Here is a 14,368-nt window from a genome sequence, read left to right as displayed (position 1 = left end):
GCGTCTCAAGCTGACGATGGCAAGCTTTGCTCCGCCGCCCCAAAGCGCGGCTTGTGGGCACCGATCAGCGCGGGGCTGAGCTCGAACAGCGTCGGCCCGGTGGTGTACAGCAGCGCGGCCGTGACCGGGCGATTGGGGAAAATAACGTCAAGCGCCGCGACATAGGCCGCCATCTGCTTGATATGCGGTATGGGCACGTCGTCGATCGCTGTCGGCGTGCGGCGGCCAGTCTTGAAATCGACGACCCGAATGGCATCGTCAGTGACCACGAGCCGGTCGACCGTGCCCGAGACGACGAAGCCGTCCGCCACCACCGCCGCGATCGGCGCTTCGGCAAGCGCGTGCGGGCCAAACAAGTCGGCGAAACGTGGGTCGTCGATCACGCCGAGCGCGGCGTCGATCAGCGCCGCGCGCTCACTCGACTCCTCGACACCGCCGGCGCCGGCAAGCCAGCGATCGGCCGCCGTGCGCCGATCATCGGACGCCACTGCCGGCAACCGCTCGAATAGCGCGTGGAGCAATTGCCCGCGCCGCGCCGCCGCGCGGAGCGCCGGGCTTGGTGGCGGATCGGCGACATCGTCGGCGCCGAGCGCGGAGGGTGCGAGCGGCCGCGGCGGGCGGGCTTCCTCAGGCGCTGGCCGGCGCACCCAATCGGGCAGGTCTGCGATCGGGGCGCTCGCGGACGCGTTGGCATCGATCTGCGCTTTGAACGCAGGCTGCGCTCCCGCGCCCCGATAGTCACGGGCGCCCTCGCCCGCCGCGACGCCCAGCGCATCGAACGCCCGCGCGGCGGCCGCATACCAGCTCGACGCCGGCGGCACGCCCTTGGCGCGCGCACCGAGCGCACCCGCGATGACGAGATGCTCCTCGGCGCGCGTCGCGGCGACGTAGAAGAGCCGCCAATGCTCTTCCAGCTCGCGCTGATCGGCGTCTTCAGCAAGCTCGGCGAAGATGCTGACGCGGTCATCCTTGCTCGGTCGCGGCACCGGCACGCCCATCCAGCTGAGCGTAGAGCGGGGGGAGCGCTCCGGGTCGGTCGTCGCATCGGCGAGGATGACGAGCGGCGCCTGCAATCCCTTGGCAGCATGCGCGGTCATCACCCGCACCGCGCCCAAGGGCAGCGACGGATCGCGCTTGATCTCGACCTCGCCGCGATCGAACCAGTCGAGAAAGCCCTGCAGCGAGGGCGTCGCGAGTGCCTCAAACTGCAGCGCGGCTGCGAGCAGCTCGTCGATTGGGTCGCGCGCTTCCTCGCCCAGCCGCAATAACAGCTTGCGGCGGCCATCGAGCGCACCCGAGAGCAGCTCTTCGAGGAAACGATACGGCGTCGTGAAATCGGCGCGCGCCAGCATCGCGTTTAGAGGGGTGAGCTTTTCGGGTGGCTGGGTCGCGCGCAAATGACGCCACAGGCTAACCCCTTCGCGCCCGAGCGCCGCCGCCATCAGCTCGTCCTGCGTCCAGCCGATCAGCGGCGAGACGAGGAGGTTGGCGAGCGACAGGTCATCGTCAGGCTGGAGAACGAAGCGGATCGCCGCGAGCAGATCCATCACCGCGAGCGGCGCGTTGAGCCGCAACCGATCCACGCCCGCGACCGCAACGCCCTCGGCATAAAGCCGCGCGACGATGAGCGCCGCGAGATCGCCGCGCCGCTTGACCAAGATCATCACGTCCTCGGGCCGAAGCGGCCGGCCCTTGCCGGGCAGGATCAGCGGATCGGCGGGATTGAGCCAATCGCGGACCTGGCGCGCAATGCGGCTGGCGAGCGCACAGATTTCGTCGCCGATCCAGCCTTCCTCGCCGGTATCGTCATCCTCGATCGTCACCGGCGGCCACAGGCTGACGACTCCCGCCCCCGCCTTGCCGGTGTGACGTTCGAGCTCGACAATGTCGCTCATTCCCGGGGGCGGGAGCGCGGCGATGGCGGCATCAACGAACTCGAGGATCGGCGGTGTCGAGCGGAAGGACTGGGTGAGCGACAAGCGATGGAACGGGGCGCCCTCCCCCGCATCGCCCGTTGCGGCCGCGACCGCCCGGAACTCGCGCTCGGCATGCATGAAATGGATGGGACTCGTGCCTTGGAAACCAAAGATCGCCTGTTTGAAATCGCCGACCACGAACAGCGTGCGCGTCTTGCCATCGCGCGCGCCTTCGCCGGCAAAATATTCGGAGGCCAGCGCGTTGATAATGGTCCACTGGTCGCGATTGGTGTCCTGCGCCTCGTCGATCAGGATATGATCGGTGGCGGCATCGAGCTTGTAGCGCACCCAGTCGCCCATGCCGGGGCGTTGGAGCAGCGCCACGGTTGAACGGATCATGTCGTCAAAATCGACGACGCCGAGCCGGCGCTTGGCGCGGGTGTAAGTGCGGGCATAATCGCGGCCCGCATCCAGGATAGGCGCGAGACGGTCGATGAAGGCGGCGAGTTTCCGCTTCTCGATCAGGGGCTGGGCGGCATCGGCGATCGCTTCGGCAAGCTCGGCGTAACGCGGCTCGGCAGCGAGCAATTTGTCGCGCACCGCGCGGAAGCCACCGCTCTTGGTGACGACGAGCAAGAGGAGATCATCGAGCATCGCCGCGCGACCCGCGGGCGCGGCCGCCAGCCACGCTTCAGCAGTCTCCGCCGCCGCAATGCCGGTTTTTGCCCCCCACGCCCGGTTCGCCGCCGCCAGCGCGCGCACCGCGTCCACCGGGAAGCGATCCTCGGCACAGCCCGCCGCGATCAACGGCTCGACATCGCCTTCCGGCAAATCGACCGCGCGGCGCAGATAGGGCCGGATCGCCGGCGGCAACCCCTCCATCGCATCCGAGGCTTTTGCGCAGGCGTGGAGAAAGCCCTGCGCCGCCTGCTCACCGACGCGCTTGCTGAGATCGGCAATCGCGGTGATCACCCCATCCCGGCCCTCCCGCTCGGCATCGACCAGCATTTCGGCGAGCGCATCGCGGGCGAGCTGCGCTTCCTCGCGCCCCTCGATCGGCCGGAAGCCCGGCACCAGCCCTGCCTCGGCCGGAAAGCCCGCGAGCAGCGTCTGGCAGAAACCGTGGATCGTCTGGATGCGGATGCCGCCGCCCGGCGCATCGAGCACGCGCGCGAACAACGTCCGCGCCCGCTCGATCATCCCCGGTGCCTGCCAATTCTCGCCCAAGGCAAAGAGGTCTTGCCTGAGGTCGAGCAATGGCATCCGCACCCAGGCGGCAAGGCGCTGGTTGATGCGATCCGCCATCGCCGCCGCGCCCGCCTTGGTGAAGGTCAGGCACAATATCGCGCCCGGATCGGTGCCGCCGAGCAACAGCCGATAGACGCGCGCCGCCAGCACTTGCGTCTTGCCGGTGCCGGCCGAAGCGGAGAGCCAGACATGCGCGTCGGGCGCGCTCGCCGGCGCCTGATTGCCGTGGAGCATCGGCAGATTGTCGGTACCGCGCCCGCTCATTCGCCGCGCCCATACCATTCGTCGAGCCGCATCAGCTGGTCGTAATCGGCATAGGGCGCATAGCGGGGCACCAGCTTGGCGGTGAAGGGTTCGTCGCCGGTCAGCCAGGTGGCGACCGCGCCGGTGAATTGATCGGCGGCCAGCGCGACGAAATCATCGACCGGCACGCGGCCATCGCTGCCGTCCGCCGACACCGGGCTGGTGCGATAGCCGAACGCGCCATTCTTCTTGGCGAGCGACCAATATTCGAAGCCGGTGACGCGACCTTGCGCCGCCGCGAACGCCCCGCGCTCCGCCATCAGCCCGAGCAGGCCGAGCTGCAGGCTGTACCCATCGCGCACCGCCGCGGCTGAGGGCGGGGTGCCCGTCTTGTAATCGACGATGGCGAGCGTGCCGTCGGCCAGGCGATCGAGCCGGTCGAAGGTGCCGCTAAGCGTGATCTCACCAAGCTGGAGCCGCCCTTTGCCCTCGGCGGCGATGATCGCGCGACCTGCTGCCACATCTTCCGCGACTTGCCGCGCGATCCAGTCGATCGCCTCGATTAGCCGAGGTTGCCAGAGCGCGCGGAGCAGCGGATGGACTTGCTGCGCCGCTAGCATCGCCAGCGTGCGCGGCATCAGGGCACCGGGCACGCCGCTATTGTCGCGCACCCAGGTTTCCAGGATGCGATGCACCTCGGTGCCGCGCCACGCCGGGCCGGGGTCGGCATCGACCGGATCGAGCGGCATCAGCCGCAGCATGCGCCGGGCGTAAAAGGCAAACGGGTCCGATTTCAGCCGATCGACTTCGGTCACCGAGATCGCGCGCGGGCGGATTGCGGCAGGCGGACGCGGCGCCGGTCGTTTGGCGGGGCAGTAGCCGCCGGGATCATCGATCGCGCGCGCCCACTGCGCCAGTTCGGCCGCGGGCGGCACCCCCTTGTCGAGCATCGCTTCGAGCCGCAGCCAGAGCCGCGAGGCGATCGTCGGCGCTGATCCGTCGCGGCGGGCGCGCGTCAACAGCACTTCGGGCGCGCCGAGCCCGGCGGCAAAATCATGCGCGGCGAGGCCGATGCGGCGATCGAGGCCCGGCAGCCCCAGCTCGGCGCGGATGCGCGGGGCGAGCCACGGGTCGGGCGCTGGTGCAGCGGGCCAACTGCCCTCGTTCAAGCCGCCCAGGATCATCTGATCGGCGCGCTGCAGCCGCGCTTCGATCAGGCCGTAAATTGCCAGCCGGGGGTGCCCGCCCTGCGGCGGCCGCACGGCAATGTCGCGCATCAATTCGCGCAGGGCCTGGGGCAATGCCAGCGGATCGACGCTGGCAGGGCCGGCGGCGGCATGTGCTTCAAGTTCGGTCAGCAAATCGGCGGCGGCGCGGCCTGCCGGCCCTTGCCACGCGGCGCCATTGGTGAGCGCGTCCGCCGTTTCGCGCAGCGCCGCAAGCAGATCGGCGAGCGGCTGCGCGCCCTTCGCGATGCACGCCGCCATCGGTGCGATCAGAGCGCGCGCTTCGGGCCACCAGTGCGCCGCGCCTTCGAATTTCGGCGCGCTGCCGAGCCATTGGTCGATCCCCTCAAGCCCTGGTGCCGGGCGCGGCCCCCGCAGCGCCAGGTCGAGCGCCCGCGCCCCCTCCAGCCACGCCAGCCGCGCCTCACCCAGCCGCACCAGCGGGTGCTTGACGAGCGCGAGCAGCGGCACCGGCGCAAACCGCTGTGCCGCCGCTTCGGCCAGCTCGATCAGCAGCGTACCCGGGGGCAGCAGCGACAAAGGATGGCCGGCGGAGTCGTCGATCGCGATCCCCCAGCGCGCGCAATGCGCCGCCACGCGCCGTGCCAGCGCCCGATCGGGCGTTACCAACGCGGCGGTGCGCCCCGGCGTCTCTAGCACCTCGCGCAGCGCCAGCGCGATTGCCTGCGCTTCCTCGGCCGGAGTCGCCAGCTCGACCGCGCGGACGCCGGTCAAGCGGCGCTCGGCGGCGGGCAGGCTCGTCCATTTCGCGGTGAAGTGCGCCGGCGCCATCGCATTGTCGATCGCCCGCGCGCGCGCCGCCGGCGCTTCGGGGCCGCCCCGATCACGCCAGTCGATCACCTCGGCGCGATTGACGCCCATGCGATCGAGCAGCAGCTTGAGCTGGAATTGCGGGTGCGTCTCGATCGAGCGGCGGCGGCGGCCAGTCACGGGATCAGGCTCGTGCGGCCCGAGCGCTTGCCACTCGGCCTCGTCCATGTCGGTGGCCAGCCCCGGCAGTACCACCGAGCCGAGCGGCAATCCGGCGATCACGCGCAACAGCCGCGCCACGGCAGGGGCGGCGGTCGTCACCCCCGCCGCGCAGACAAAACCCGCCGGCGGCGCCTGGCGCCAGCGTTTGCCCAGCGCATCGAGCAATCGCCCGCGCCGCGTGGCAAGATCGACGCGACCGCGCGCGGCAAGCTCCGCCGGCCAGCGCTTGAGGATCACCGCCAGTTCGTCGAGCGATCGCTGCCAATGCGCCGCCAGCGCCTCGCTCATGTCGATCGTCGCCAGCCGTTCGGGCGCGATTTCCTCGACCAGCAATTGATCGAGCGTTCGCGCCAGATCGCCGGCCAGCCGCAGCGCTTCGGCGGCGTCGACCGGCGCGCCAGCGGCGGCGCGGCCCTCGCTCACTAGTCGCGCCAGGATCAACCGCCGTTCGAGCGGGGCGATGGCGGGCGGCACCGGATCGGCGGCGTCGGCGGGGTCGAGCGCCGCGCCGATCGCCTCGTCCAGATCAGCATCGCCGATCGCGACGAGGCGCGGCAGCAGCAGCCCCTGTCCGCTCGCCCTGACGAACGCCTCGGTCAGCGTCCGCTTGGCGCGATTGGTCGGCACCAGCACCAGCCCGCGCGCCAGCGCCAGCGGATCGCCGCCATATCGCCGGATCAGCCCGGCAGCGAGCGCGTCGGCAAAGCCGTGATGCGTCGGGATGGTGTAGACATGCGGGCCGCGCCGCTCAGGCATCGGCGAGAATGGCCTCGGCCGCGCTCACCGCGCCCGGCGTGCCGACATCGAACCACAGCCCCTGATGGACAACGCCGAACGCCCGCCCCGCCGCAATCGCGCGATCCCAGAACACATTGGTCGAAAATGGCCCCGCCGGCGCATCAGTGATGAGGCGCGGCGACAATATCTGCACCCCCGTCCACACGAATGGCGCAAGCCTTCCGGGACGCCGCCGCCCGGTGATTCGGCCATGCGCGTCGAGGTGGAAATCGCCCTGCCCGGCATGGCAATTAGCGCGCGCCAGCGGCACCATCAGCAGCAGCGCGTCCATCGTCGCATCGTCCCAATGGCGCGCGAGCAATTTGATCGAGTCGATCGGTCCGTCGATCCAGAGGTTGTCGCTATTGACCGAAACGAACGGCTTGTCACCGAGCAGCGGCAAAGCCTTCACCAGCCCGCCGCCCGTTTCCATCAGCTGATTGCGCTCATCCGAGATAATGATTTCAATATCTTGCGCCTGGCGCTTGAGATGCGCTTCGAGCGCGTCGGCGAGATAATGGACGTTGACCACCGCGCGCTTCACGCCCGCCGCGCGCAGCCGGTCGAGCGCGTGATCGAGCAGCGCGCGCCCGGCGACTTCGACCAAAGGCTTGGGGCGCGTTGCGGTCAGCGGCCGCATGCGTTTGCCTAAGCCCGCCGCCATCACCATCGCGGTTTCGGGCACCACCGCGTCAAGATCGGGGCGCAGCTTCAAGGGGCGCTTGACGCTCATTGGCCGGCAATCAGCATCGGGTCACCGCGCTTGGCAACAGGGATATGGGCATCGAACCAGGCCTTGACCGGCGCCAGCACCGGCGCGGCAAGATCGGCCTCAAGATAGCGCCACACGCGCGGGCACAGCGTAGGATAGCGCGGCTTGCCGTCGCGCTTCCACAGCCGGGTGAAGATACCGATGATCTTTGCGTTCCGCTGCGCGCCGAGCACCCGATAAGCATCGTCGAAATCGGCGCCGGCGCCAGTCGCCGCCTTGTAGCGCGCCAGCATTGCCACCTCGATCTCAGGCTCGACATCGCGCCGCGCATCCTGGAGCAGCGACACGAGATCATAGGCCGGGTGGCCGGCGAGCGCATCCTGGAAATCGAGCAGCCCCAAGCCACCATCGCTGGTGAGCATCAGGTTCTCGGCATGATAATCGCGCAGCACGGTGACCGGCGTTGTGGTCAGCGCGCGGTCGAACACCGCGTCCCAGGCGGCTGCATAACTCGCCTCGTCCACAGAGAGGCCAACCGCCGGGCAATACCATTGGGTCAGCAACCCCGCCTCGCGATGCAGTTCGGCGCGATCATAAGGCCGCAAATCGGCTGGGGCATGCGCGTGGAGTGCCACCAAAGTATCGACCGCTTGCGCATAGAGCCGCTCGGTCGCTTGCGGATCGGCATCGGCCGTCTCGCGCATCCGCGTGTCACCAAAATCCTCGATCAGCACCAGGCCATGGTCGAGATCGGCCGCATGCACCGCGGGCGCGCGGAAGCCGCGCTCGCCCAGCCACTCGGCAATCGCGATGAACGGGCGGGGGTCTTCGTGCGGCGGCGGCGCATCCATCAACACCGCTTGCCGGTCGCCGTCGATCACGCGGAAATAGCGCCGGAACGACGCATCGCCGGCAAGCGGCAGAATGGCCGCGCCCGCCCAGCCATGCGCATCGAGAAAGCCGCGTGCCGCCGGCGGGGGAGTCAGGAAAAGGGCCATCGCTCCTTCCATGCCGCCGGCACGCGCGCTGTCAAGGAGCGGCCGCCGTCGGGCTCGATCGCCAACGTCAATGCCAGCGCGTCGGGCCAATAATCGGCACCCGCGCGTTCCGGCCACTCGACGAGCAAGAGTGCATCTGCCGAGTCATCGATGCCGAGTTCGGCGAGGTCTTCGGGATCATCTAGCCGATACAGATCGACATGCAGCACCGGCAGCCGCACTTCGGGCGGATCATAAGGCTGCACGATCGCAAAGCTCGGCGACGGCGCTTCGCCAGCAAGCCCCAGCGCCGCGAGCAGCCCGCGCGCCAGGCTTGTCTTGCCAGCGCCGAGCGGCCCCGAAAGCGCGATCACGTCGCCCGCCCGCACCAGCGCCCCCAGTCGCGCGCCGAATGCCTCGGTTGCAGCGGCATCCGCGAGCCGGATCATCGCCGCGGCAGCTCGACGGTAATCAGCGTCCCCTGCCCGCGCTCGGACACCAAGTCGATCGTGCCGCCATGCGCTTCGGCAAATTGCTTGGCGAGCGGCAAGTCGAGCCCCAGCGCGCGCTCGCCATCGCGGTTCGGGCCGGGCTCGGCAAAGCGATCGAACGCGCGGGCGACCGCCTTGGCACTCATCCCCCGGCCATTGTCCGACACCACGATGCGCGCCTTGGCGGCGGTACCGTCGGTGTGGAGCAGCACGCGGCCGCCCTCGGGCGTGCCGGAAGCGGCATGGCGCAGCATGTTTTCGATCGTCTGAGTGAGCCGCCGCGCGTCGCCGAGCACGTTGCCGGTCGAGGGCTGCAGCTCCACCGCGAAATCGAGTTTGCGTCGCGTCATCAGCGTCCGCACGCGATCGGCAGCGGCGCGGGCGACGCGCTCCAGATCGACCTCGAACCGCTCGAGCTCGGGCCCGTCCTTCTGCCCCAGCGTCAGGTCGAGCACGTCATCGACCAGCGTCGACAGCCGCGCGACCGATTCCATGATCGCGCCGACATAATCCTGCGCGGTCTGCGGCAGCTCGCCGGCATAGCCCGCCTGCAGCATTTCGCCGAACCCGCTGATCGAGGTGAGCGGCGTGCGCAGCTCGTACGACATGTTGGCGACGAACGCGGTCTTCACCTTGTCGGCGGCTTCCAGCGCCTCGTTGCGGTCGCGCAGCGCGCGCTCGACCCGCTGGCGATCGGTCACGTCGAGCATCGTGAACAGCGCATTGCCATCGGGCAGTGGCACGGCGGCGAATTCGAAATGACGGCCATCGGCCATCGCCACCCGACCGCCGCGCTGCTGACGCTCTGCCGTCGCCGATCGGACGAGCTCGGTGATCAGCACTGCTTGGCTCGGCGTCGCCAGCTTGTCCTTCGCCACCTCCGCCAGCGCGGTGACGCGCGGGTGCTGGCTCAGGAACGCCTCGTCAAAATCCCACACCGCGCGGAAACGGTTGTTCCACAGCTGCAACCGGCCATCGACCGCGAACACGCCCAAAGCCTCGAACAGATTGTCGAAGGTCGCGGTGCGCACGCGCAGCAGCGTGTCGCGCGCACTCGCGAGCTGAACCTGCTCGGTGCGATCCTCGAAGATCAGCAGCAGCCCGCCATCGGGCAAGGGTTGCGCAACTACGCGCAAATGCACGCCGCCAGGCAAATGCCATTGCTCCTCAATCTGGCTGTCGGTCGCGACGAACCAGTCGCGCCGTTCGGCCTTCCAGCCGGGGAAGTCGCGCACTTCGGGCAGGCGGTTGGCCTCGCGCATGCGCTCGAGCACGCGGTCGAACTCAGGCCGATCAGCCAGCCATTCGCTGCGCATCGCGAACAAGCGCTGGAACGGCTGATTGCAGAACACCAGACTGCGGTCCGCGCCGAATTGCACGACGCCAGCGGACAAACGATCGAGCATCGCGCGTTGCGCTTCGGCAAAGCGCTTCAACCCCGATCGTGCCTGCTCGAGGTCCTCGATATCGACCGCGAAGCCCGCGACCCCGCCCGTCGGCAACGGCACGTCGAATACCTTGAGCATCCGCCGCTGACCGAGGATCGTCGCGGGCATCGTCTGCATCTGCGGCTTGCCCGATTCGCGCGCGACGACGGCACTCGCCAGTGGCCCGCCAATGCCCGAGCCTTCGACCAGTTCCATGCCGCGCGCGACGACCTGCTCCGCCTCGCCACCCTCGACCGCATCAACATAGGCCGAATTGACCATCATCAGCCTGAGGTCGGGCCCGCGATACCACATCGGCAGCGGCGCCGCCTCGATCAGCCCGCTCAGCGCGTCGAACGCGGCACGGATGCGTGTCGCTTCATCGCCCAGCCGCACGATTTCCTGCTGGCTTTCGGTCGCATCGAACACCCACAGCACCACGCCGCCCGGCGCCTGAACCTCGCGCGGCGCGCGCTGCCCTTTGATCGTCAGGCTCCGCGCCGAGCCCTGCGGCCGCACCGCGCGGGTGAACGGTCGCCCCGATTTCTGCGCGGCGACAATGTCGTTCTGCAGATTTTCGAAGTCGCCGGGGGTCAAGCCGGCTTCGGCTACGGCAAAGTCCGTCAGATACCGTGGCGTCGCGGCCAATCCGAGCCAATCGGCCAGCCGCTCGGTCGCATCCACACGACCGTCCGCGCGAACGACGACCGGGATGGCGGGCGCAGTGGCGATGAGCGCTTCAAGATGACCATTATGCCGATCGAGCGCGGCAGCGCCTTTCCTCGCGCGCAGGCTCAAATAGAGCATGACGGCCGACAAAAATACGGCCGCTCCGGTAAGAACGCCGATGCCAACAAGCTGGAGCGTGGTCACGATGGGAACAATGAAGATACGGGGTGCACACCCTACGCTAACGCCTTGCCCGCCGTGCACGCAATGGTCTGTCGCCCTGCACCTTGAACGATCGCTGATGCGGGGGCGATTGCCTCGCGTGGCCTGAATGCAACTATGTTATAAAAATGAACAACACCCCGACATTTTGCCACTGCCGCTAGCCCATAATGGGTTGAAGGCCGGTCGTAAAACTGCAACCTTTCTGTATCCAAACGGGAATAAGGGGGCTATATCGTGCGGAAATCAGGGTGGTGCGCGTCCAGCGCGCTTGGCACATCGCTTTTCTTCGGCTCGCTGCTGACGGTCTCAGCGCCCGCTGTGGCGCAGACAACGCCGGCGGCTGACCAGTCGGACAAGGGAACGTCGCCGACAGCGACGTCTTCACAAACGCCGAACGACAAAAGCAGCGCCGGCAAGGATGACGAAAAAGTCATCGTGGTTACCGGCTCTCGCATCAAGACCACGGCGTTCAACAGCCCATCGCCGATCGCGGTGATCGATCCTGAAGTGCAGGAGAAGCGGGGCGTTATTGACACGGCTGAACTGTTACAGTCGTCCCCCATCGCTTCTGGCTCCGCCCAGGTTACGAGCGCCATCTCGTCGAACTTCGTCACCGATGGTGGTCCGGGTGCATCGACGATTTCGCTGCGCGGCCTTGGCGCCAATCGCACCCTGGTGCTGCTCAACAGCCGTCGCGCCGGGCCCGCGGGGACGCGCGGCGCGGTGTCCGCGTTCGACCTCAACGTGCTGCCTGAATCGATCATTCAGCAGGTTCAGATCGAAAAGGACGGCGCATCCTCCATTTACGGCTCAGATGCCGTTGCCGGCGTGGTCAACATCATCACCAAGACCAAGACGCACGGACTTGAACTCAAGGCGTCCGGCAATGCTTCGCAGGGCGGCGGCGGCGACCAGTACCGCATCAGCGCCTCGTGGGGCACGGAATGGGGCGGCGCACATGCAGGCCATTTCCTCTTCGCTGCAGACTATTATCATCAGACCGAGCTTGCTCAGGGCCAGCGCCGCTATCTCGATTGCCCCGAAGATTACGTCTTCACCAAGTCGGGCGCTCGGGCGGACCTCGTCAACCCGATCACCGGGACGTATCGGTGCGCGCAGCTGAGCTGGGGCCAGGTGTATCTTTACGATTACACCGGCGCGACCGTGCGCACGGGCCGTGGCGGTTTTTCGTACGGCAACGAGAATCTGGGCAAATATGTGCCTAATCTCAGCCCAGCTTTTGCAAGCGGCGCCTTCACCGTGCCGAACAACTTTTACATGATGGGCTACGACCCCGCCTCGGGCGCGATCGACCATCTTTACAACCCGCTCTACGCTGCGGCGACGGTCATTCCGGATACCAAGCGCCTTACTTTCTACAGTGACGCGTCGATCAAGCTGGGCGACCATGTCGAGCTGTACGCCGAGGGGCTGTGGAACCGGCGCAAGACCTATCAGAACGGATTCCGCCAGTTCTGGGATTACCAATATACCGGCGATTTCGGCGGACCGCCTTCGCCCGGTTTTTCGGGCGGTGTCTTGAGCCCCACGCCGATCACCGATCATTCCGATTCCGCACAGAACGTGACCTATTGGCGCGCCGTTGGCGGCGCTCGGGGCGATTTCGGGTCGTTCCTGAAGAGCTGGACCTGGGACGGCTTCGTTCAATACAGCAAGTCTGTCGGTCTCTACACCAATGATCAGATCTACAACGACTCGATCTCGCAGCAGACCAATTATGGTTTTGGCGGATCCTGCACAAATGCCGACCTGACGTCCGTCCGGAAGGTTCCCTGCCTAGTCGTAAATTGGCTGGATCCGGGGTTCCTCGCCGGCAACGTCACGCAAGCCCAGCGTAATTATCTGTTCGGCAACGAAACGGGGCGGACGCTTTACAAGCAGCTCAACTTCGAGCTTTCAGCGACGGGCAATCTGTTCCGATTGCCGGCAGGTCTGGTTGCAGCCGCTATCGGCATCGAATGGCGCCGGGACTCGATCTTTGATCGGCCGGGCAACATCACCTATGCGCTGAAAGCGGGCGCCGACCCGACGCTGGCAAGCTCTTACACCAACAACAGCTGGGGTAATACCTCGTCGGGCATCACCGCGGGCCACAACATCACCAAAGAGGCCTATGGTGAAATTGACGTTCCGCTGATCCACAATACGCCGTTCATCCAAGAGCTCGGCATATCGGGGTCGATCCGCGTCACCAATTCGACCGCGACGCGCGATTCAAACGGCCTGCTGTATCCCGACCCGGCCAATCCGGGTAAATATATCCCGCAGAAGCTGACGTCGTTCAGCGATAATGGCAACATCACCTATAAGGTGGGTGCAAACTGGAAGGTCAATGACTGGCTGCGCTTCCGCGGCACCTGGGGTACGTCTTACCGTGCGCCGGCGTTGTTCGAGGATTTCCTTGCTGACCAATCGAGCTTCATTGGTCAGCGCCAGATCGATCCCTGCATCAACTATGGCGATCCGGCAAATCACACGCCCACGATCATCCAGAAGAACTGCGCGGCTGCTGGCATCCCGCCGAATTATATCGGCGGCGCGGCTACCGCGACCGTCCTTACCGGCGGCGGCGTTGGCACCGTCCATGCTGAAACCTCGACCGCGAAAACGGCGAGCATCATCCTGACGCCGCGCTTCGGTGCACTGCCCAACACCAAGATCAACATCGCGGTCGACTATTTCAACATCGAAGTGAAGGGTGAGATCAGCCAGCTCGGGCCGGCGAACATCGTTTACGGCTGCTACAGCTCCCAGTTCTTCCCGACTGATCCGCTCTGCAGCCTGTTCACGCGTCAGACGACGGCGCCGGTCAACGCCATCTCGGTGGTGCATGACAGCTTCATCAACGTGAACCGTCAGTTGAACGAAGGCATCGACGTGACCGCCAACCTTGCCCAGGGCCTCGGCCAGTGGGGTAAGATCGACTTCACGGCGGAGATGACTTGGCAGCTTACCGACCGGCGCGCGCTGTTCTCAGGGACCGAGCGCGATCTCAACAGCCGAGTTGGTGATCCCGTATGGACCGGGGCGTTCAACGCGCAATGGAGCAAGGACAGCATTTCGCTCTATTACGGCCTGAATGTCATCGGCGGCGCATCAGATTTGGCGCAGTATCTGATCGATGGCGGCTCGCAATGCTATGCGAGCAGCGCGCTGTTCCCCGGCGGCTATTGCGAAAGCCTGAAGGTGAGCCCGGTATTCTACCATAGCGCTTCGATCACCAAGAAATTCTCGTGGATCGAGGTCACGCTGGGTGTCACCAACCTGTTCAACACCCAGCCGCCGCGTGTTTCGCACTTCAACAACAGCGAAACATCGACATACGGCCAGAGCGTATTCTCGTCGCAATATGATCTGATCGGTCGGCGCGGATTCCTGACCATCAAGACTCACTTCTAAGCTGACAAGCACCTTCCCCGAGGGGCCGGCCCGCGCCGGTTCCT

The 14,368-nt window shown here is 66.8% G+C and carries 7 protein-coding genes; 1 reads left to right on the top strand and 6 read right to left on the bottom strand.

The window, feature by feature from the left end; all coding sequences use genetic code 11:
- Positions 1–5: 5 nt before the first annotated feature.
- The 6 genes from addA to ACLB0R_RS14095 are packed head-to-tail and all read right to left on the bottom strand — an operon-like array spanning position 6 to position 10,817.
- Positions 6–3,428 (bottom strand): double-strand break repair helicase AddA, encoded by a 3,423-nt coding sequence (addA, locus tag ACLB0R_RS14120; protein ID WP_416643994.1) that lies wholly within the window; start codon positions 3,426–3,428, stop codon positions 6–8.
- The gene (gene addB, locus ACLB0R_RS14115; protein WP_416643993.1) at positions 3,425–6,382 is read right to left on the bottom strand and encodes a double-strand break repair protein AddB; all 2,958 of its coding nucleotides are present in this window, start codon (positions 6,380–6,382) and stop codon (positions 3,425–3,427) included. Before addB ends, addA begins: the two co-directional genes overlap by 4 nt.
- A complete protein-coding gene (locus ACLB0R_RS14110) occupies positions 6,375–7,136 on the bottom strand; it encodes a nucleotidyltransferase family protein (RefSeq protein WP_416643992.1) in 762 nt (253 codons plus the stop codon). Before ACLB0R_RS14110 ends, addB begins: the two co-directional genes overlap by 8 nt.
- Entirely contained in the window at positions 7,133–8,101 is a 969-nt protein-coding gene (locus ACLB0R_RS14105; RefSeq protein WP_416644385.1) for an aminoglycoside phosphotransferase family protein, read from the bottom strand. Before ACLB0R_RS14105 ends, ACLB0R_RS14110 begins: the two co-directional genes overlap by 4 nt.
- Complete coding sequence (gene tsaE, locus ACLB0R_RS14100; protein WP_416643991.1) at positions 8,098–8,541, bottom strand: tRNA (adenosine(37)-N6)-threonylcarbamoyltransferase complex ATPase subunit type 1 TsaE; 444 nt, start codon at positions 8,539–8,541, stop codon at positions 8,098–8,100. The genes ACLB0R_RS14105 and tsaE overlap by 4 nt, the downstream gene beginning before the upstream one ends.
- On the bottom strand, positions 8,538–10,817 hold the full coding sequence (locus ACLB0R_RS14095; protein WP_416643990.1) for a sensor histidine kinase: 2,280 nt from the start codon (positions 10,815–10,817) through the stop codon (positions 8,538–8,540). Before ACLB0R_RS14095 ends, tsaE begins: the two co-directional genes overlap by 4 nt.
- Before the next feature lie 321 nt (positions 10,818–11,138).
- On the opposite strand from ACLB0R_RS14095, the gene ACLB0R_RS14090 reads away from it, so the two are divergent.
- Positions 11,139–14,324: a TonB-dependent receptor domain-containing protein gene (locus ACLB0R_RS14090; protein WP_434953865.1), complete on the top strand. Its 3,186-nt coding sequence runs from the start codon at positions 11,139–11,141 to the stop codon at positions 14,322–14,324.
- The last annotated feature ends 44 nt before the right edge of the window (positions 14,325–14,368 follow it).

This window comes from Sphingomonas sp. GlSt437, from assembly GCF_048015635.2.
Classification (GTDB): domain Bacteria; phylum Pseudomonadota; class Alphaproteobacteria; order Sphingomonadales; family Sphingomonadaceae; genus Sphingomonas.
The sequence above is the reverse complement of the archived record's forward strand: the minus strand, read 5'-3'. Positions and strand labels throughout refer to the sequence as shown.